Origin of the sequence: Silvibacterium sp., from assembly GCF_047605705.1 — a bacterium.
Taxonomy (GTDB): domain Bacteria; phylum Acidobacteriota; class Terriglobia; order Terriglobales; family Acidobacteriaceae; genus Silvibacterium.
The window spans coordinates 1-20910 of the sequence record NZ_JASGFD010000003.1; the positions used below are offsets into that span (position 1 = coordinate 1).

17 protein-coding genes are annotated in these 20910 nt (G+C 61.0%); 13 read left to right on the top strand and 4 right to left on the bottom strand.

Annotated features, from left to right (window positions below; genetic code table 11):
• From QM649_RS01430 to QM649_RS01485, 12 genes are all read left to right on the top strand, one after another.
• Positions 1-396: glutaminyl-peptide cyclotransferase (locus QM649_RS01430; protein WP_415197218.1), on the top strand; the 396-nt coding region annotated here is incomplete at its 5' end.
• A 280-nt stretch (positions 397-676) separates the two neighbouring features.
• Positions 677-3637: an excinuclease ABC subunit UvrA gene (uvrA, locus tag QM649_RS01435; protein WP_415197219.1), complete on the top strand. Its 2961-nt coding sequence runs from the start codon at positions 677-679 to the stop codon at positions 3635-3637.
• A gap of 22 nt (positions 3638-3659) precedes the next feature.
• Positions 3660-5006: a tetratricopeptide repeat protein gene (locus QM649_RS01440; RefSeq protein WP_415197220.1), complete on the top strand. Its 1347-nt coding sequence runs from the start codon at positions 3660-3662 to the stop codon at positions 5004-5006.
• A gap of 47 nt (positions 5007-5053) precedes the next feature.
• A complete protein-coding gene (locus tag QM649_RS01445; RefSeq protein ID WP_415197221.1) occupies positions 5054-5515 on the top strand; it encodes a hypothetical protein in 462 nt (153 codons plus the stop codon).
• A gap of 25 nt (positions 5516-5540) precedes the next feature.
• Complete coding sequence (locus tag QM649_RS01450) at positions 5541-6152, top strand: hypothetical protein (RefSeq protein WP_415197222.1); 612 nt, start codon at positions 5541-5543, stop codon at positions 6150-6152.
• Between the two features lie 63 nt (positions 6153-6215).
• Positions 6216-6902 (top strand): M48 family peptidase, encoded by a 687-nt coding sequence (locus tag QM649_RS01455; protein ID WP_415197223.1) that lies wholly within the window; start codon positions 6216-6218, stop codon positions 6900-6902.
• 70 nt (positions 6903-6972) lie between these two features.
• Positions 6973-7233, top strand: coding sequence for a CDGSH iron-sulfur domain-containing protein (locus QM649_RS01460; RefSeq protein WP_415197224.1), 261 nt, complete (start codon positions 6973-6975; stop codon positions 7231-7233).
• Between the two features lie 137 nt (positions 7234-7370).
• Positions 7371-8534: a 3,4-dihydroxy-2-butanone-4-phosphate synthase gene (gene ribB / locus QM649_RS01465; RefSeq protein ID WP_415197225.1), complete on the top strand. Its 1164-nt coding sequence runs from the start codon at positions 7371-7373 to the stop codon at positions 8532-8534.
• Between the two features lie 87 nt (positions 8535-8621).
• Positions 8622-9101 carry a hypothetical protein gene (locus tag QM649_RS01470; RefSeq protein ID WP_415197226.1) on the top strand — a complete coding sequence of 160 codons (480 nt, stop codon included), beginning with the start codon at positions 8622-8624 and terminating at the stop codon, positions 9099-9101.
• A gap of 147 nt (positions 9102-9248) precedes the next feature.
• Positions 9249-10592 carry an alpha-amylase domain-containing protein gene (locus QM649_RS01475; RefSeq protein ID WP_415197227.1) on the top strand — a complete coding sequence of 448 codons (1344 nt, stop codon included), beginning with the start codon at positions 9249-9251 and terminating at the stop codon, positions 10590-10592.
• Between the two features lie 193 nt (positions 10593-10785).
• The gene (gene lysA, locus QM649_RS01480; protein ID WP_415197228.1) at positions 10786-12063 is read left to right on the top strand and encodes a diaminopimelate decarboxylase; all 1278 of its coding nucleotides are present in this window, start codon (positions 10786-10788) and stop codon (positions 12061-12063) included.
• Between the two features lie 47 nt (positions 12064-12110).
• Positions 12111-13697 carry a carboxylesterase/lipase family protein gene (locus QM649_RS01485; RefSeq protein WP_415197360.1) on the top strand — a complete coding sequence of 529 codons (1587 nt, stop codon included), beginning with the start codon at positions 12111-12113 and terminating at the stop codon, positions 13695-13697.
• A 72-nt stretch (positions 13698-13769) separates the two neighbouring features.
• Here QM649_RS01485 and QM649_RS01490 read toward each other — a convergent pair whose 3' ends face one another.
• The 3 genes from QM649_RS01490 to QM649_RS01500 form a co-directional block, all read right to left on the bottom strand.
• Complete coding sequence (locus QM649_RS01490) at positions 13770-14093, bottom strand: DUF5818 domain-containing protein (protein ID WP_415197229.1); 324 nt, start codon at positions 14091-14093, stop codon at positions 13770-13772.
• A 26-nt stretch (positions 14094-14119) separates the two neighbouring features.
• Positions 14120-15565 (bottom strand): C45 family autoproteolytic acyltransferase/hydolase, encoded by a 1446-nt coding sequence (locus tag QM649_RS01495; RefSeq protein ID WP_415197230.1) that lies wholly within the window; start codon positions 15563-15565, stop codon positions 14120-14122.
• A 130-nt stretch (positions 15566-15695) separates the two neighbouring features.
• A complete protein-coding gene (locus tag QM649_RS01500) occupies positions 15696-17624 on the bottom strand; it encodes a CCA tRNA nucleotidyltransferase (RefSeq protein ID WP_415197231.1) in 1929 nt (642 codons plus the stop codon).
• A gap of 219 nt (positions 17625-17843) precedes the next feature.
• Here QM649_RS01500 and QM649_RS01505 point away from each other — a divergent pair, with 219 nt between their 5' ends.
• Positions 17844-18344: a DUF6982 domain-containing protein gene (locus tag QM649_RS01505; RefSeq protein ID WP_415197232.1), complete on the top strand. Its 501-nt coding sequence runs from the start codon at positions 17844-17846 to the stop codon at positions 18342-18344.
• Position 18345: 1 nt separating this feature from the next.
• Here QM649_RS01505 and QM649_RS01510 read toward each other — a convergent pair whose 3' ends face one another.
• A complete protein-coding gene (locus tag QM649_RS01510; RefSeq protein ID WP_415197233.1) occupies positions 18346-20817 on the bottom strand; it encodes an ABC transporter permease in 2472 nt (823 codons plus the stop codon).
• Between the last annotated feature and the right edge of the window lie 93 nt (positions 20818-20910).

The following is a 20910-nucleotide window of genomic DNA, read 5'->3' on the forward strand; positions in this document are numbered from 1 at the left end:
ATGGCGACGACGCGGTCGGTCGCGACGAGCCCGAGCATCATCCTCAGCGACGGGACCGACACGCTGCGCTTCCTCGATCCCCAGACTTTCGCCGTGCGCCGCCGCGTTCATGTCGCCGATCACGGCGTTCCTGTGAAGGAGATCAACGAGCTTGAGTACATCCACGGCCAGATCTACGCCAACATCTGGTTCGAAAAGCGCATCGCCCGCATCTCTCCAGCCACCGGTAAGGTCCTCGGCTGGATCGACCTCAGCGGCCTGGTGACCGATGCCGGCGTCACCGACGATAATGCCGTACTCAACGGCATCGCCTACGACGCCAGGCACGATCGCCTCTTCGTGACCGGCAAACTCTGGCCTAAACTCTACGAAATCAAGATTGTGAAGAAGCCGTAGGCTCAGATAGCAGCACAAAACGCCTGTCGTTCCGGCCGGAACGAGCTAAAGGCAAGCGAAGAGGATATTGGTGCCCCGTCCAAGCTCTGCTAGGGCGAGAGGGCACAACTCCCGATCGTCCTCACAAACGGATCAACCAGCGGGAGCGCGGGCAGAAGCCAGAAGGCCCGCAGTGGCCGGTCCCCGCGCAGCACCTCGTATAATCAGAATGGATATCTTTGTGCTGTCTGCGGCATTCCTGCACGAGGAATGCCCGGCGCATGGAATACGGGGCTTACGTTTGACCGATCAGATCGTCATCCGCGGCGCGCGGACTCACAACCTGAAAAATATCGACGTCGATATCCCGCACGGCAAGCTGACTGTCGTCAGCGGTGTTTCCGGCTCGGGCAAATCGTCGCTCGCTTTCGATACGGTCTACGCCGAAGGCCAGCGCCGCTATGTCGAATCGCTTTCGGCCTACGCCCGCCAGTTCCTCGAGCGTATCGAAAAGCCCGACGTAGACCTCATCGATGGCCTCGCGCCTGCTATCGCCATCAAGCAGAAGAACTCCACGCGCAACCCGCGCTCCACCGTCGCGACAGCCACCGAGATCTACGACTACATGCGTCTGCTCTGGGCGCGCTGCGGCACCGTTCATTGCATCGTCTGCAATGGCATTGTCCGACGCGATTCGGTGGACGAAATCGCCGCCGCTGTTCTCGCTCTTGATGAAGGCACACGCCTGCACGCTCTCTTCCCCATCAAGCCCACGCCGCGCCCTGAGCCTGCGGCGGAAACCGCGGCCGAGATCACGCCGAAACCGACGCGCGCAAAGAAGACCGCCCGCAAGACCACGAAGAAGGCTGCGGAAGAGTCGCCCCTAACGGAGGAACTGAAGGAGCGCCTGGGAGATCTGCGTAAGCGCGGCTTCAACCGCCTCTATCAGAACGGCAACATCTACGAGTTCTCGACGCCCGAATCGCTGCTTGAGATCAATTTCGCGCTGCCCGTCTTTATCCTCGTTGACCGCATCGTGGTCTCGCCCGAAAACCGCGCCCGCATCGTCGACGCTGCGGAAATCGGCTACCGCGAAACCGGTGAAGTGCTCTTCGAGATCGTTCCCCGCGCGCCTGAGGCCGACGGCCATCAGGAGCCCGAGCGCGAACGCCTGCGCTTCTCCGCCGCCTTTGAGTGCAAGAACTGCCACCGTCTCTATCGTGAGCCGGAGCCGCGCCTCTTCTCGTTCAATAACCCTTTCGGCGCCTGCCCGCGCTGCCAGGGCTTCGGCAACACCATCGACTTCGACCTCGATCTCATCATCCCGGACAAGTCGAAGACCCTCGACGACGGCGCGATCGATCCATGGAATCGTCCGAAGTACCGTACCTACTTCACCGAACTCAAGCGCGCCGCCAAGCAGCACGGCATCCCCATGGATGTGCCATGGTGGGATCTCACGCTCGACCAGCAGACTTTCGTTCTCGATGGGCACGGCAGCTTCCTCGGCGTGCATGGGTTCTTCAACTTTCTCGAGACCAAGAAGTACAAGCTGCATGTCCGCGTGATGCTCTCGAAGTATCGCGGCTATGCGACATGCCCGGAGTGCAAGGGCCAGCGCCTTCGCGCAGAAGCCCGCGCTGTGCGCATCGCAGGCAAGAACATCTGCGACGCCGCCGCGCTCACCATTCGCAATGCGAACGATTTCTTCCAGGCCATCGAGCTCTCGCCCATGCAGCAGGAGATCGCCGGAAGCATTCTTATCGAGGTACAACAGCGCCTGCACTTCCTCGACGAAGTCGGTCTCGACTACCTCACGCTCGACCGCCTGGCTTCGACACTTTCCGGCGGCGAGTCGCAGCGCATTCAACTCGCGACCTCGCTTGGTTCGCGTCTCGTCGGTGCGCTCTACGTGCTCGATGAGCCTTCCATCGGCCTGCACACGCGCGACACTGCCAAGCTCATCCGCATTCTCGAGAGCCTGCGCGATCTCGGCAATACCATCCTCGTTGTCGAGCACGATCCCGATGTCATCCGCGCCGCCGATCACCTGCTCGATCTCGGCCCCGGCGCGGGCGAATTCGGCGGCAAGCTGCTGGCCAGCGGTACCGTCGCGGAGGTCGAGCGCAATCCCGACTCCATCACCGGACGTTATCTTGCGAACCACTTCACCATTCCTGTGCCCACCCAACGCCGCGAGCCCGGCGGCCCGAAGGACTGGATCAATCTGCGCGGAGCCCGTGCGAACAACCTCAAGGGCCTGAACATCGATATTCCCATGGGCATGCTGGTCGCCATCACCGGCGTCTCCGGCTCGGGTAAATCCACGCTGGTGCATGAAGTCCTCTACCGCGTGATCGCGCATCAACTCGGCAAGACCGAGGGCGGCGACCCGTCGAATCTCTACAAGGAGATCAAGAACGCCGATCGCCTGAACGACATCGTCCTTGTCGATCAGAACCCCATCGGCCGCACGCCACGCTCGAACCCTGTCACCTACATCAAGGCCTTTGACGCTATTCGCGAGCTCTTTGCTTCGCAGCCAGAGGCTCAGCGACGCGGCTATGGTGCGGGACACTTCTCCTTCAACGTGCCCGGCGGACGCTGTGATGTCTGCGAAGGCGACGGCACTGTCACCGTCGAGATGCAGTTCCTCGCGGACGTGGAGCTGCCCTGCGAAGAGTGCGGTGGCACGCGCTACAAGGCAAGCACCCTCGAAATCAAGTACAAGAGCAAGAACATCCACGAAGTCCTCGGCATGACGGTCAAAGAAGCCCTGCGTTTCTTCACCGGCACACCCAAAATCGTCGATAAGCTCGCTGTTCTTGAAGAGACCGGCCTCGGCTATGTGCGCCTCGGCCAGTCCGCCACCACGCTCTCCGGCGGCGAGGCGCAGCGCGTCAAACTGGCCGCGCACCTGGCCACCGTACGCAGCGATCCGAAGAAGCAGAGCCGCGTGCTCTACATCCTCGATGAGCCCACCACTGGCCTGCACTTCGACGACGTCAGCAAGCTTCTGACTGCCTTCCGCAAGCTCATCGACGGCGGCGGCTCACTGGTCGTCATCGAGCACAATCTCGATGTGATCAAATCCGCCGACTGGGTGCTCGATCTCGGCCCCGAAGGCGGCTCTGCCGGTGGACAACTCGTTGCCGCAGGTACGCCCGAGGAGATCGCTGCCAACGAGTTTTCGCACACCGGCTACTGGCTTGCAAAAGTCCTCGCCGCTCGCCGCGAGCCTGTTAACGAATCTGTTTCTTAGCCGTCCGATGTAGGTGAACTTCTTGCAGCCTGTTCGTATCAAGCTTTTGTCGTTGCTCGTGCTTTCTCCCCTGGCTCTCAGTGCGCCCTTCGTCCACGCGCAGGCCAGCCAGCTGCCTCCCGGCACATCCGATCCGGATCAGACTTCGGCAGCCCAGCAGTCTGCCGCGCCGCAATCTACGGACGGTCCGCTGGCGAACATCGAAAGCGAGATTGAGCAGAAGCACTTCGACCAGGCCCGCACCCAGCTTGACCAGTACCTCGCCACGCATCCGGACGATGCTCGTGCCCTCTTCGATCGCGGCTACTGTGATGATGCTGAAGACAAGGGTGACCAGGCCCTCGCCTGGTATCGCAAGGCCGTTGCCGCTGATCCGAAGCAGTTTGAAGCACAGATGGCGCTTGGACTGGCCCTCGCCGATCAGAATTCTACGGACGAGGCCGTCAAGGCCCTGCAGGCCGCCGTCGCGCTTGAGCCCAACCCGCCGAATCCTGCAGCCAAAGCACAGGCATATCGCACCCTGGCCCGCCTGCTGGCAAAGTCCGATCCTGACGATGCCCGCGATGCCCTGCTCGCTGCCCTCAAGCTGACCCAGGAAACGCCCGAGGATACGCTCCTCACCGCCTCCATTGCCGAGGCCGAAGACGATCCCACGGTCGCTGAGCAGGCCTATCGCCAGGTTCTCAAGGCACAGCCCGAGGATGGCACAGCCATCGCTGGCCTGGCCCATCTGCTCATCTCCGAGAAGAAATTCGACGAGGCCACCCCGCTGGTCCACTCCGCTCTGCTCCGCGACCCCGACGATCCGGCCCTGAACGCCCAGTATGCGGCCCTCCTCGCCGCGCAGGGAAAGGGAGACGAGGCTACCGCAACGCTCGAGAAGCTGCATACCCTCAAGCCACAGGATCGCCAGGTTTCGCAGATGCTCGCGGATGCGTACGTCAGCGCTGGCGCTCTCGATAAGGCCGACGCCCTCTATGCGGCACTGCTCTCCGCCTCTCCCAACGATCCCGACCTGCTCTCCGCTCGCGGCCAGCTGCTCATCGGGGAGCAAAAGTACGCCGAAGCCCTGCCGCTATTTCAGCAGGCAGTAAAGCTCGCGCCTCAGGACGCCGATGCATGGAGTGGGGTAGCCTTTGCCGCATCCAAAACCGGCAATCCCACCCTGGAACTGGACGCCCTTGCAGCCCGGTCAAAATTGGCGCCCGAAACCCCCGCTACTTACTTCCTGTGGGCCACCGCGCATGATCATCTTCACCACACGAAGCAGGCAGTGGAGTATTATCGTCTGTTCCTGAGCGCGTCTCAGGGCAAACTGCCGGACGAGGAGTGGCAGGCAAAGCAGAGGCTGGCGCTTCTCTCCAAGTAGAAATCCCACGTGGTCCTCGACGTTCCGTAGCACCCAGGAGGTGCATCATGCGGTTCGTAAGACTAGCAATCCTCACCGTCGCCGTCTCCCCCGCGGCTGTGATCTCACCCACCGCCCAGGCGGCCACCGAAAAATTCCTCGACAGCCAGCAGATCACCGCACTTGAAACTCGCGCCGCGCAGGCTGCTCCCAAAGAACAGTGCTTCCTCTACGCCGAGCTTGTGCACTCTATGGCACAGATTGCCGGTCAGCAGCTCAATGCCGGGAATGAGCATGATGCCGCCGAGTCGATACGCACCATGCAGCGCTACGCGGACAAGATCCACATGAACGTGGCGGACGACACGCGCAAGCTGAAGAACGCCGAAATTCTCATGCGACAGACCGCCTTCCGCCTTAAGTCGATCATGCTCGACGCCTCGCTCGACGACCGGCCCTCGCTCGAAACCACGCTCAGGCAGCTCGATCAGGTGGAGTCCGAAATCATGATCCAGGTCTTCCGGCACTAGAGCGATCGCACGGGATATCAAAAAGTTGCCGGAAAGCATCTATTCTGTTGCAGTGAAAGAGACCCCGGTGCCAGTCCGTCGACCATCCAGCCGCTCTCGTACCCGGCTGGCGTTGCTTTGCTCTCTGCTGCTGTGTGCAGGCCTTTTTTTGCCCGCGCCGCTCCGCGCTCAACAAGACAAAGACCCGATGAGCGATCAGGAAGTCGATCAGGTCCGCGAGCTCCGGGATCAGCCCGTCCAGCGCATCAAGCTATACCAGAAGTTCATCGAGCAGCGGATCAAGGAAATCAAGGAGATCGGGGCACACCCGAAGAACGACGATCGCAAGGCGGAACTTCGCGCCAAGCTTGAAGAGTTCACGCGCCTCGCCGAAGAATTGCAGGACAACCTCGAGACCTTCGATACGGCACACGCCGATATCCGCAAGGCGCTGAAGGATCTCGTACCTGCCACCTCGAAATGGCGCGAAACCCTTCAGGCGCCGGAGCCGAATCCGGTTTACGATTTCGCCCAGGAGACCGCACTCGATGCGGCCCAGAGCACCATCGATCAAGCGCGCGAGCTCCAGAAGAGCCAGCAGAAATACTTTGCCGAGCACAAGGACGAAGCGAATAAGAACGGTACCGGCCCAGGCTAGAGCACCAGCTAGAGACTCGCGCATTCACGATTTTGCAGCGCGCTTCTTGGTATCCTTGAACCAGTGAATCCTGAGCTCGTCCGCTGGTTTGAAGAGGAGTATCGTGTGCTGCGCCCACGCGCACCGATGCCCGCCATCGAAGTCCGCTTCTACCGCTTCACCAGCCTCAACACCACAATTCGTCTGCGGGAAGGCGTGCTCAAGGTTCGCCTTTCCGACATCCTCGAAGGCGCGCCCGAGTCGGTGCTCCGCGCCATCGCGCACATCCTCATCGCCAAGCTCTATCGTAAGCAGATTGAGCCCTCGCACGCGACGCGCTACCGCCGTTACACCGCGAGCGATGCCGTCGTGCGCCACACGGAGCGCATCCGCCAGTCACGCGGACGCAAGCGCATCTCGACAGCCAAGGGCGATCATTACGATCTCGAAGAAGTCTTCGAGTCCATCAACGTGCGCTTCTTTCATGGATTGCTCGGACGCCCCATGCTCACCTGGAGCGAACATCGCGCGCGCCGCCTGCTCGGCCACTACGACGCCGCACACAACACCATCATGATCAGCAAGGTATTCGATCGCCGAAATACGCCACGGTACGCGATCGAATACCTCATGTATCACGAGATGCTGCACCTCAAGCATCCGGTGAAGACCCGCAACGGCCGCCGCTGCGTACACTCGCGCGAGTTTCAGGCCGACGAGAATCTCTTTCCTGAGCTGGATCAGGCCAAGGCCTTTCTCCGCACGTTATAGACACTCTTCCCTGTTAGACTCACCTTCGGGCCGGGTTCCATCCGGCCTCGATTTTTCTCAAGGAGTCACCGTGTCCGAAAACCAGCCCCAGAATGAAGTCAAGATCACCGTCCGCCCCAACGGCCCTTTCCGCATTGAAGGCGCCGTCAAGCTGGTCGATGCTCAGGGAGGCCAGTGGGATCTGACCGGCAAGCCGGCGTTCTCGCTTTGTCGCTGCGGCGCCTCCGCCAACAAGCCCTTCTGCGACGGCGCGCACAACAAGATCGCCTTCCAGGCCAACGACACCGCACCGCCGCCGGTCGTTCCGCCCGCAGCCACCGAAAACAGCTAGTTCCTATCCAACACCAGACCGCCGGCAGCGCGATTCTCCATCTGCCGGCGGTTCTTATTGCAGCGATCACTGTTTTCGATCGCGAGTGCATGCTTCCTGGACTCGCCATCGGCCCGCAAGTGGCAGACAATAGAGGCATGAGCACCGCAAGCCCGTTCACCGATGTACCCGGAGCCCTGGCAGAATTCCGCGCCGGCCGCATGATCGTTGTCGTCGACGATGAGGATCGCGAAAACGAAGGCGATCTTACTCTTCCCGCTGAGTTTGTAACTCCGGAAGCCATCAACTTCATGGCGAAGTACGGCCGCGGCCTCATCTGCCTCACGCTGACCGAAGAGCGCGCCGACTATCTGCGCCTCGATCCGATGACCCAGCAGAACTCCTCGCGCTTCGGCACCGCGTTCACTGAGACCATCGAAGCCCGCGAAGGCGTCACCACCGGCATCTCCGCCGCGGATCGCGCCCACACCATCAAGGTCGCCATCGATCCCAGATCCACCGCGCACGACCTCGCCCGTCCCGGACACGTCTTTCCACTTCGTGCCCGCCGCGGCGGCGTGCTTGTCCGCGCAGGGCAAACCGAAGCTTCCGTCGATCTCTCCCGCATGGCCGGCCTCGTCCCTGCCGGCATCATCTGCGAAATCATGAATGACGACGGCAGCATGGCTCGCGTGCCTGACCTCATCAAGTTCTGCGAAGAGCACGACATGAAGATGCTCACCGTCGCCGAACTCATCCGCTACCGGCTGCAGAACGAGCGTTATATCTTCCGCGTGGCCGAAAGCACGCTCGCCACGCCTCACGGCGAGTTCCGCGTCATTGCCTACGAAAGCGAAGTCAACGGCGGCGAGAGCCATCTCGCACTCGTAAGAGGCGATGTCGGCAAGGGTGATCAGCCGGACCTCGTGCGAGTCCATTCGCATTGCCTCGCCGGCGATGTATTCGGCGCATCCACCTGCGACTGCCGCCATCTTGTCCAACAATCGCTCAAGCAGATTGCGGAAGCCGGACACGGCGCCCTCATCTACCTGCACAATACAACTCGCGGCTTTGACATTGACCGCACGGTGCAGCCGAATCGCATACTCTTTCACCGCGAAGCTCGCCCCAACGAGGCCGATCGCCAACAGCGGATCCTCCGCCAGGTAGGTCTCGGCGGCCAAATCCTGGCCGATCTCGGCATTACGCGGATTCGCCTGCTCTCGAACACGCCCACGCATGTACCTGCGCTTCAGGGGTTCAACGTCGAGATCGTCGAACAGGTTCCGGTGCTCGCGGCCACCCCACAGGAAACCGCCTGATCGTCTTTAAGCGGAACTTTTCATAACTTGTTTACGTAGCCGGTGAAGGCGCTCTTGCGCCAAAGTTTCAGTCCCGGAGCCGATCCTATGCGACGCCTGTTGTACGCCGCCTTCACCGCCCTGCTCTTCTGCGTGGCCGCACACTCCGCCCACGCAGAAGGCGACCGGGTCTCCTTTCTGCACGACATCCAGGTAAGTAACGATGAACAGGCGCACGATCTGGTCTGCTTCCTGTGCTCCATCCATGTGGAAGGCCCGGTGCACGGAGACACGGTCGCGCTCCTCGGCAGCATCGACAGCAATGCTCCCATGCACGGAAGCGCCGTCGTGATCCTCGGCAGCATCAAGCTTGGCCCCAATGCCCATGTCGAAGAGGATTGTGTTGCCGTTCTCGGCGCAGTCTTTCAACAGCAGTTCAACCAGGTAAGCGGCGATACCGTTCAGATCCCTGTCATCCTGATCCTGATTCCCTTCCTCGTCCTGGCCTTCCTCATCTACATCATTCGCGCGATCTTCCGCCGTCCGCGTCCACCCTTTCCTATGGCGCCCCCGCCTCCGTTTCGATAGCACTCCGCGTCTTCTCGAAAACCTGCATCTATCTATCAGCCGGAAACGATTCAGGCGGACTCTGCTCAGCCTGCAGCCGCGCGCCCTCCCCTCGCGCCGCTGACACATCTGTTTCTGCGCACAAACAGGTTTTCGAGGAGAAGTCGAATGAGCGTCATGCTGCAGGCGTTTTACTGGGATTGTCCTGCCAAGGAAGATAAGGTCGGCGAATGGTGGAATTTTGTCGCCGAAAAGATTGAAGGACTCGCCAAATCCGGATTCAACTCCATCTGGCTGCCTCCTATCTCGAAAGCCGCAAGCAACACGTCCATGGGCTATGACCCTTACGACTTCTTCGATCTCGGCGATTACGACCAGAAGGGCGGCACCAAGACGTTCTTCGGCAATCGCGCCGAGCTGGAAGCACTGATCAAGAAGGCCCACGAGCATAATATTCAGCTCTACGCGGACGTAGTCATCAATCACAACTCCGGCGCAGACGAGGAAGAAGTCAACCCGCTCGACGGAGAGAAGCGCTGGACGAAATTCACGCCCAAGAGCGGCCGCTTCCCGCGCGACTGGAACTCCTTCCATCCCTCCCGCTACGAAGAGACGCTCGAAGGCGAAGTGTTCGCGGGCTTTCCCCACCTCTGCCATCGCAATCCCCACGTTTACACCAACATCATGGAGTACGCGCAGATGCTCATCGAAGAGCTTGGCTTCGACGGCTTCCGCTTCGACTTCGTGAAGGGCTACGGCCCGTGGATGGTCGGCACCATCGCCAAGTATCGCTACGAGCGCAACGGCGAGCGCATCACGCCCTTCGTCGTCGGCGAATACTGGGAGGACGGTGAAAGCATCGACAACTGGCTCACCAAGGTCAACGGCTTTACGGATACTCAGGTCGCGGCCTTCGATTTCCCGCTGCGCTATCGCCTGAAGGATATCTGCGATACGCCGAATTACGATCTGCGCAACCTCACGCAGGAAGGCGCGATTGTCACCAAGCGCCCGATGCACGCCGTCACCTTCATCGACAACCACGATACGGTGAACGAAGGCAACGGCATCGTGAACGACAAGCTGCTGGCCTACTCCGTCATCCTTACCCACGAAGGCTATCCCTCCGTCTTCTGGCTCGACTATTTCAATTTCGAGCTGGCGCGGCCGAACACCCCCAACGGCATCGACGCACTGATTGATGCGCACCATCGCTACGCCGGCGGCGAGTCCTCGATCCTGCACTGCGATCCGGATCTCTACATCATGCAGCGTGAGGGCTTCAAGGACGACACCACCGATCAACCGGGCCTCGTCTACGTTCTCAACAACCTCGGCAACCAATGGAGCGGCACCTCGGTGAAAACCAAGTGGCCCAACCAGAAGTTCAAGCCTCTTGCCTGGGACGGACATGACCAGGTAGCCAAGCCGGAAGAGCGCACCACGGACGCGGAAGGCAATGCCGAGTTCCCCGCTCCGCCCCGTGGCTACGCCATCTACGTTCCCGTCTAGCCCATAAGCAACGAATCCGGGCGTCCCACGTCTCGACTCTGAGACGTGGGGCACTCACCCTGTGCCAGCTTGCGACCAAAGGGAGCAGAAGCCGGAGGCGAATCGCCCTGCGCGAAGCAGACGAAGGCGAATCGCCTGCGCGAAGCAGCAGTTGATATTCTCGATAGAGAATCCTGCAGCACATCGAGGCACATTGGTACCCGTTCGACCCTTTGAGTATCCCGGCAGCAAGGCTCCGCTTTCCTGCGGGCCCGTTTCCCTCGCATCGCTCGCCAAGAAGCACGGCACGCCGCTCTATGTTTACTCGGCCGACGCCATACGCTACCGCTTCGGCCTCTTCCAGCAGGCCTTCGAAGGGCAGCGCCATCTCATCTGCTACGCCGTGAAAGCGAACTCCTCGCTTGCCATCCTTAAGCTGCTGGCCGCTGAGGGCGCAGGCTTTGACATCGTCTCCGGTGGTGAGCTCGAGCGCGTCCTCGCCGTGGCTCCGGAAGCGGCGAATCGTGTCGTCTTCTCCGGCGTAGGAAAAACTGCCCCCGAGCTCGACCTTGCATTGCGCTCCGGCATCCTGCTCTTCAATGTCGAGAGCGAAGGCGAGCTCGAACTACTCGCCGAACGCGCCGCGAAGCTCCGCAAACGCGCCCGCATCGCCCTGCGAGTGAACCCTGACGTCTTCGCCGAGACGCATCCTTACATCTCCACCGGTCTGCGCGAGCATAAGTTCGGCATCGATATCCGCCGCGCCCGCGCTGTCTATCGCCGCGCCGCGCAGGACAAGTGGCTCGACCCCGCAGGCATCAGCGTCCACATCGGCTCGCAGATCCGCTCGGCCGATCCCTTTGGCGCCGCCGCGGATCGCGTTGCAAAGCTCGTTCGCGATCTCCGCAAGGAAGGCCTGCCCATCCAGTACCTCGACGCTGGCGGCGGTCTCGGCATCGAATATCATGCCTCGCAGCCGTTCCATCCCGAAGAGAAAGTGCAGCAGTACGCCGCCGCCGTGCGGAAAGCGGTCAGCGAACTTTCCGACCTCACGCTGCTACTCGAGCCCGGCCGTTTCCTCGTCGCTCAGGCGGGTGCGCTCATCGCGCGTGTTCTGTACGTCAAGAAGAATGGCGAGAAGACCTTCGTGATTACCGACGCAGGCATGAACGATCTCATTCGCCCCACGCTCTACCAGGCGCATCACGAGATTCTCCCCGTTGAGCCGGCCGCCTCGCGCCGTACCATCACGGCCGATGTTGTCGGTCCGGTCTGCGAAAGCGGCGACTTCTTCGCACGCGATCGCGTGCTGGCGCCCGTGAAGCCGGGGGATCTTGTCGCCATCCTCGACGCCGGCGCCTACGGCATGTCGCTGGCCTCCAACTACAATACCCGCGGCCGCGCAGCCGAAGTGCTGGTGGAAGGCAAGCGCGCACGCCTCATTCGCCGCCGCGAAACATTGGCTGACATGTTAAGCACTGAACAACCGTAACAACCGGTTGCCGATTTCACGTCGGCCCGGTTATGGTGATGGGCGTGATGACTCGCGCCCTGAAAGCCTCTGCCCCTTTCGTCTTCGCATTCTCACTCGCAGCCCTGGCCGCCAATCCTCTCGTCGTCAAAACCGACAAAGGCAAGGTCCAGGGCGCGTCCACTTCCGACGGCCAGGTCATCGCCTTCAAAGGCATCCCCTACGCCGCTCCGCCCGTCGGCGACCTTCGCTGGAAACCTCCGGTACCCTCCGAAAAGTGGAGCGGCATCCGTCAGGCAACCGAGTACGGCTCGCACTGCGTCCAGACCAATCCCTTCGCCGACATGGTCTTTCACGATCCAGGTGAGAGTGAAGACTGCCTGACGCTGAATGTCTGGGCTCCGAAGGACGCCAAGCCAGGATCCCTGCCCGTGATGGTGTGGATCTATGGCGGCGGCTACTACGCGGGTGGAACCTCTGAGGCACGCCAGGACGGCCAGTTCCTCGCGCATCGCAACGTCGTCGTCGTGACACTCAACTACCGCCTCGGCATCTTCGGCTTCTTCGCACATCCCGGCCTTAGCGCCGAATCTCCGCATCACGCCTCCGGCAATTACGGCCTCCTCGACCAGGCTGCGGCCATCGATTGGGTTGTGCGGAATATCAAGGCATTCGGAGGCGATCCGAAGAACCTCACCCTCTTCGGTGAATCCGCCGGCTCATTCTCAGTAAGCGCGCAAATGGCCTCGCCTCTTGCAAAGGATCACCTCCAGAAGGCCATCGGCGAGAGTGGCGCGGCCTTCTACAGCAGCGGGCTTGCTTTCCCCGCCCGCGAAGCTGCGGAAAAGACCGACTCCGACTTTGCCGAAGCCACATTCCACACCACGAACATCGCCGATCTTCGCAAAATCTCCGCTGCCGATCTGGTAAAGGCCTCGACCGCAAAAACCACGCCGCCTCCGCCGCGCTTCGGACCCGATGTCGACGGCTACTTCCTGCCGGATAGCGTGCCGAACATCTATGCGGCGGCCAAACAGGCGCATATTCCTGTGCTTGCCGGATGGAACGCGGATGAGATCCGTGCGGCCATCCTGCTCGCTCCGCAGAAAATCACGGCAGATCGCTTCAAGACGCAGGCCAATGCGGAGTTCACCACCAACGCGGATAAGTTTCTCTCGCTTTACCCCGCAAATACCGACGAAGAGGCTGTGCAGTCCGCCGGTGACTACGCCAGCGATCGCTTCATCGCCTACTCCACCTGGAGATGGATTGAGGCGCAAGTGAAAACCGGCAGCGCGCCGGTCTACCGCTATCGTCTCGATCTGGCTGCTCCCACGGACAAGTATCATCCCGTCGCGCCAGGAGCATTCCATTCGGATGACATCGAGTACGTCTTTGGCACGCTCGACTCGCGTCCGCAGGCAACGTGGCGTCCCGAAGATCGGAAGCTGTCCGACCAGATTCAGCAGTACTGGACGAACTTTGCCCGTACTGGCGATCCGAACGGCGGCGACCTGCCCAAATGGCCCACCTACAGCGCTGCAGATAACTGGCAGGTCATGCACCTCGACGCCACCTCGGAAGCAAAGCCCGATGCCCAGCGCGATCGCTACCTCTTCCTCGATAGCGTATGGACCACTCCAAAACAACCGTAGCCTCTGACCATGCAAAAAAGACCGCCTGGCTCCGAGACGGAACCAGGCGGTCTTTCTTTCTCCTCGAGAAGACTACGACTTCGCGGCTACAGAATCGACCGTAATCGTATCGCCGTCAATCGCACCGGTCACGGTCACATTCTCACCGGCATGCGAGGCAACAGCGTCCGTTTTGCCCTTCAGCTGATAGACCTTGCCGTCCTTCACCAGTACCGGCTGGCTACCGCCCTTGAGGCAGCCCTTGATACACTTCGTCGCCTCAGCACTCGGAGAACTATGCTCGGTGCCGCAATGCGACTCGCTCACATAACCGCTGATCGTTTGCGCAGGCTGTGCGAAGAGAGCCGGAACGCTCAGTGCCAGGGTTCCCACCATTGCCGCCACACGAATCTTCATAATGCCTCCTAAAAGCTGCTCTAACGTTACTGCTGGCTATCTCCGGCTGTAAAGCCGGTCCACGGGCCCGCTTTCATATCCTTCAGAACAGGGGCTTGCCATGAATACTCCGGATGCTGCTCCAGGAATGGCTTCACCAGAAAGTCCTCTCCACAGGGATGCCCGGCGCGCGCCACGATGCTCATCTTCGCAGCCATATCGCTGTCCGTGGCCTTGCCCTGCACCGCGCCTCCGGGATAATACGCACCCCAGTCCCATTGCGGGACGCCTTCCTTCGTCGAATCCACATGTCCGCACAGCGAGCGCTGGTCCGCGTTCCGCTTCTTGATAAAGCTGTCCTCGTGATCGGCCAGGAACTGCTCTGCCATCGGAACGTCAATCTTTCCCTTGTTCTCCTTCATCAGCTGCTCCCAGCGGACACGTCGCGCATTCGGCGAGCTGGAAAGATCATTGATGTCGAAGTGATCCGTCTCATCTTTGATCAGGCTCGGATCACGCGCAAAATTCGAGCTGACGAAGTAGCCATCTTTCTTGCGCCAGACGGGCGAATGCTTCAGACCCAGTTCGAGATAGGCAATCTCGCCCGTCTTCCGATCGCCGATCAGCCAATCGTTCGCATAACCACCGTTATTGCCCTCGAGCATCGTGGCAACGTAATCGTCGATCGAGCCGGCGTATTGCAATGCCTTGCGCGAGCGCATGAACTCGGGCTTGCCTTTCGAATCCCATCCCTCGAACTGGGTGATCGTCGTTTCGGTGATCATGATGCCTGCGTCGTTGATCCCAAAATCGTCCGCGCTCGTAATCAACCCGGGCGCACCGTCCATCAGGATGCGATGCCCCTTCGCCGGCTGAATATCGAAAACAACCACCCAGCGTTCGCCATCCGCATACGAGGACCAGTTGTTGTGCGCGATGACGATCTTGCCATCCTTCGTGTAACTGCCCGTCGCAATGAACGCACTGCAGTTACCGGGAGCCTTCGGATCGGTCTTCGCCAAATCAGGCCTCGCGCCTGCAGCCACATTCTTGCCCTTGTCGAGCCACGGGACGTAATACTCCGTCAGCTCGATGTCGCCGTTCATGGCCACAATATCCCAAAGATCGAGATTGCCGCCGTGCGCCTTCACCCCGGCCGCGATGCCCTTCAACTCCGCCTGGTACTCCGGATCGATATTCGGCCAAAGCACCGTCCGCCCCGCATCACGAAAGAACGCCCAGTCACGATGCGTCGAATGCTCGGCCTCGAGCTTCAGCGTCTTGTAATTGTCCTCGATCGCATCCGCCAGCAGATAGCCATGCTGAAAGCCGATGGCGTCCGGGCTACCCTGCAGATGGATGTACGTCCAGCCGCCACGCTCGAAGCGGTAGGCATGTTCCAGACGCGGATCACTGTGATTCTGACCTGCCGCGAGGCCGGTCAAAGGAACAAAAGCAAGGACAGCAAAGAGGCCGCGAAGAAATCGACACATGCGTAAATTGAGCTCCCGTACCGAGGCTGGACTGAGGATGGTCTTCATCCTACAGGCACGGGGGCTCTTCCAAAGAAAAAGAGAGCGGCGAATTTCTTCGCCGCTCTCTGGCTATTGCTGAATGCGCTGATTAGCGCTTCTTTGCTGCTGGCTTGGCCACAACCTTCTTTGCGGGGACTGCCTTCTTCGCCGGGGCCTTTACCGCTGCCTTCACTGGAGCTGCCTTCTTTGCGACAGGCTTGGCTGCCGGCTTCGCAGCTTTTGCGGGTGCTTTAACCGGGGCCTTCGCTGGAACCGGCTTCGCCGATTTGGCTGGCGCTGCGGGCGCGGATTTATGCGCCGTCTTGGCAGGTGCATGTGCAGGTGCAGCCTTGACCGGAGCAGCTTTCGCTGGCGCAGCCTTGACCGTGGCTGTTGCAGCCTTCACTGCGACCGGTGCAGCTTTCACCGGCTTTGCCGCAGCCTTGGCAGCGATCGCTACGGGCTTCGCCGCAGCCGCCGATTCCTTTTTGGGCTCAGCCTTTGCTTCGACTTTCGCTTCCGACTTCGCCTTGACTTCCGGCTTAGCAGGAGCAGTCTTGGCGCGAACCGGAGGCGGCAGAGGCGCGTCGTCCTCCGAGTCCGTCTCTTCGTCGGCGTCGAGATCGTCGTCGAGGTTATTCTCCGCCTCGTCTTCAAGCTCTTCACGCGACGGCAGATCCTGCTCGTCCAGATCTTCGTCTTCGACTTTGATCTTGGCGCTGCCGCGTTTGCCACGCGAGCGCTTGATACTTACCGGCGGCGGAGGTGCGGGTGGCGAATGCGGCTCAAGGAAGGCACGCATCGCCTCATCCGTCGTCAGGTTTCCGTCCATCAGCTGGAAGAAGATCTCCTGTACCAGTGCTTCATAGCCGGGAAGATCCGGCGTAATGCGCATCTCCAGCATCAGCGTGGTTGGAATCTTCTGACGGAACTCCGGCCACACGGTCGAGAAGTTCTTGAATTTCGTCTGTACGGCAGCGTTCTTGCTGGTATACGCCAGCCAGAGCACCGCTTCGGGCGCATAGCTCGTCAGCAGCTTCCAGGTGGCCGAGGGAGAAGCATTTTTCTTATCCAGCAGCTCCTTCTGGAACTCCTTCGCCGACTCGTCCAGCTGCTCCCACTGGTGCACAAAGCCGTGCTGCGGGAAGAGCTTCTTCAGCGCATCCAGTTCCTTGGCCGGCAGCTTTGCCGTCAGCAGCTGCATCTGCGCCGCTGAATGGTCCGGATGGATTCCCTGCATCAGCAGCTGAATTAGCGTCGTATGCAGCGACTCGAGCGCATGCGCGTCCGCTTTCGCCGAGGTCCACGCCGGCTCGACTATCTTCAGCCAGCCTTCGGCCTCGAGCGCCTTCAGCGCCTTCAGGCCGTCGTCCTCGTGGCCGATCTCTTCCAGCTCGTATCCCTTGAGATACGGAGAGATCGCCGCGATCGAGTTTTCTTCCTTGGCGTTGTCGTACCGCGTCCGGGTCCGCTCGTCCATCTCCCAGCCTGTACGGGCCAGAAGACGGGTCGCACGCAGCAGGCGCGAGGGATCTTCGATGAATCCGTAGGGGCTGACCAGCCGGAGGATCCGAGCTTCAAGATCGGCAATGCCGTTCAGCGGATCGAGCAGCAGGCCGTACGAGCCATCGTTCAGCGAGACCGCCATCGCGTTCGCCGTAAAATCACGACGACGCAGATCCTCGAGGATCGGCGCCCACTCATAGACCGGTTTTCCAGGCTTCGGAAAGCTCTCACGCCGCGCGCTCGATACCTCGATGCGCACACCGTTCAGCCAGAAGAAAAGAGTACGGGAGGGTTCGTGCTCGCCCCATAATGCAGCGCCCGCTTTCTCTAAATCTTTCTTGAGCTTAAGGGCATTTCCTTGAACCGAAAAGTCAAGATCGCGCACCGGAAAGCCTGTCGTCAGGTCGCGAACTGCACCACCTGCCAGAAAGACATTCATGCCGTGCGCACGTGCGACATCGCGAACTATGGTCAGGGAGTTTCGCTGCGCCAGGGAGAGACGGTTTTCCAGGAGATAAACGTAATCGGGCATGCCTGAACGAATTGATGCAAAATCGACGCCTGGACTTCAAACATTGCCTAACTATTTTTACTGCAATAGCTTAGGAGCACTTCCCGGGCGTTTCCAATTGTTCAATGTAACACACCGCACACAACTTGGCTACACATTTGCACAATTCCTGCTGCAGTGAGTGACGTTCATGCAACAATTCTCTATCCTTACTGGAAAGTTTTTGACGGATCGCGCCGCATGTCTTCCAGCCGAAAGAAGGTCATCGTCCGCAGGCTCGCCCGCGACTGGGTGCCGGGATATCTTCCGTCCGAAGGCTTCGTGCGCGGCGGTTCGGTCGAGCTTCTGGGGCTGGACGGCAAGGTGCTCTTCGTCGATGTCTCCCAGGTGAAGTGGATCGCCTACGTGCGCGATTTCAATTCCGGCGATCCCTCGAACCCGGAGCGGCTTCTCCGCAAGACCTTCACCGGCCGCCCCCGTGCCTCCGGAGTCTTTTTCCGCATCCGGATCGTTGACGGCGATCTCGTTGAAGGCGTCGCTGCGAACGATGCAAGCCTGATTGCCTCTCACGGCGTCTTTCTCACGCCGCCCGACACCCGTTCCAACACGCAGCGCCTATGGATCCCTGCCGCCGCAGTCAATGAGCTCGAAGCCGTCGCCGTCATCGGCAGCGCCGCGAAGCCCAAGGCTACACCCGCACCTGCACCGGCACATCTGGAAACCCAAGAAGAGCTCTTCTAAGTCACTCGCTGCGCAGCGCCCGCGCCGGATCCACCGCAGCCACCCGCAGCGCGGGGAACAGCGAAGCCGCCAGCGCCAGCAACAGCAGCACCGCGATGGAAACCGCCAGCACCAACGGATCGGCCGCGCTCACTTCAAAGAGAAAACTGCCCAGAGAACGCGCGGCCACGATGGCCCCGCCGACACCCAGCAGGCATCCCCATAGCGAAAGACGCGCTCCGGATGCCAGCATCAGCGAGAGCACATTTCCCCGCCCCGCCCCCAACGCCATCCGGATCGCCATCTCCTGGGCGCGCCGCGCTGCCGTAAAGGCAATCACGCCGTACACCCCGGCCGACGAAAGCAGCAGAGCAGCCAGCGCAAACGCCGCCAGGATATGCGTATAAAAACTGCGCTCACCTTCAGCCTCATCGATCTGCGCCGTCATGGTGCGCACATGACGAAGCGGTAGTTGGGGGTCGAGCGACCGCACTTCGCGTTCCAGCAGAGGCATCGCCGCCTGGGGTTCCATCCGCGCACGCAGGACCATCGTCCCTGCGGAGCCATAGATCATCGAAGCGTTACCCACGGTTCCCAGCATGACGACCCCTTGATCCACAGCCTCGTAGAACTGCACCTTCCGTGGCCCATCCGGCGCACCCTCCGGCACATCCGCAACCTCGCCAACTACAGTCAGCCATTGCGTACCAGGGGTTCCAAGCCGGATGCGCCGGCCGATCGGATCCTGTCCCGGCCACACCTGTTCCGCCAGCCCCCGGCTCACCACCGTCGCCAGAGGCGCAGCCGCATTGTCCCGGGCATCCAGATAGCGCCCCCGAAGCAGAGGAATCCCCATGGCCTGGAAGTACTTCCCCTCGATCACGACTAGTGTCGCCAGGTCGTGCCCCGAGAGCGATTCCGCATTCCCCTCAGCAACATACGGGGAATCCTGATCGAATCCTGTGGCCGGCAGAATCGACGTCATTCCCGCAGCCTCTACTCCCGGCTCGGATTCCAGCCGGCGGATCAGCTCCCGATTGAAGCTATCCACCTTCTGCTGGGTGTCGTAAATCCTCCCCGGCAATCCAAACTCCGCCACCACCACATTCTCCGGGGCAAAGCCTAGGGGGACGGCTCGCATTCGCGAAAAACTGCGCAACAAAAGTCCTGCGGAAGCCAACAGGACCAGCGCGACGGCCACTTCAAGCACCACCAGCCCGGAGCGCAGCCGCCCGTGGGTACTGCCGGAGCTCGACGTCCGTCCACCTTCACTCAGGGTCGCATTGACCGGCACACGGACCGCTGCAAAGGTCGGCACCAGCGCGCAGATCACTCCGGTCGACACCGCCAGCCCCAGCGCCAGCGCCACCACCGGCAAACTCAGGTGGATCGAATCCAGCCGCGGCAGCGTCTCCGGCAGCATCGCAACCAGAACACGGTCGGCTATCGCTGCTCCCACGATCCCCAATAGTCCACCAACGAGGCTCAGCAGGAGGCTCTCCGTCACGGCCTGACGCAGCAAGTCAACCGGACTGGCTCCCAGCGCCAGCCGCACTGCGATCTCCCTCTGCTGCTCGATCGCCCGTACCAGCATCCAGCCCGCGGTATTTGCGCAGGCAATCAGAAGCACCACGATGACCGCGGCGGAAAGCGTCCTCAATAAAGGACGAGAAGCCTCCACCGTCTCTTCGAGAAGTCCGCGCACGACCGGGCGCACGGTATAGCCAGCCACTGCCGCGGCATGTTCGCGTACTGTCTGCGCGGACACGGCAGCTGCGTCCTGAGCCGCAGCCTCGCGGCTCACCCCCGGCTTCAGCCGCCCAGCCATAAAGAATTGCCAGTCTCCGGCCTCGATGGTCAGCTCCTCCGGCGTCAGAGCCATCGGCACCCATAACTCGCTGTGCCCTTCGTGTCCCAGCACCAGCGGGAAATCGAAGCCCTGCGGCATTACCCCGATGACCTGGTACGGCCGCCGGCTCAACTGCACGGTCTTTCCCACCACGGCCGGGTCTCCATGAAAGCGCGACTTCCAGGTGCCGTAGCTGAGAACCGTTACGCGGTCATGCTGCTCATCTTCAGCCTGCGTATACCAGCGCCCCAGAAGCGGCTGCACCGCGAGCGCGGTGAATACGCCGCTCGACATCCGCGCTCCACTCACAATGGCCGGCTCGCCCACGCCGCTGAGCTCATAACTGACACTTAGGTATCCACCCAACCCGTCAAAGCTGTGGGTCCTGTGGATGTAATTGAAAATATCCGGTCCGGTGACGCCCTCTTCGCCATTCCCGGTAACACCCGGCCCCTGCAAAACGTCCGTCACCACCATGAGCCGGTCAGCATCCGGGAATGCCAGCCGGTGCAGCAACACCCCTTCTACGACGGAGAAGATCGAGGTTGCCGACCCGATACCGAGAGCCAGCATGAGAATCACCCCGACAGAGTACCGGGGAGTGGCGAGCAGGCGGCGAACCGCCAGGCGGATGTCCTGGTTCACGAGCGAAAACACCTCCAGGCAACGCGAGGAAAGAGCTGAAGATATACGCTTAGTAAGCCGTCAAAGCTCCTCAGCGGTCAAGCGTTATGCACT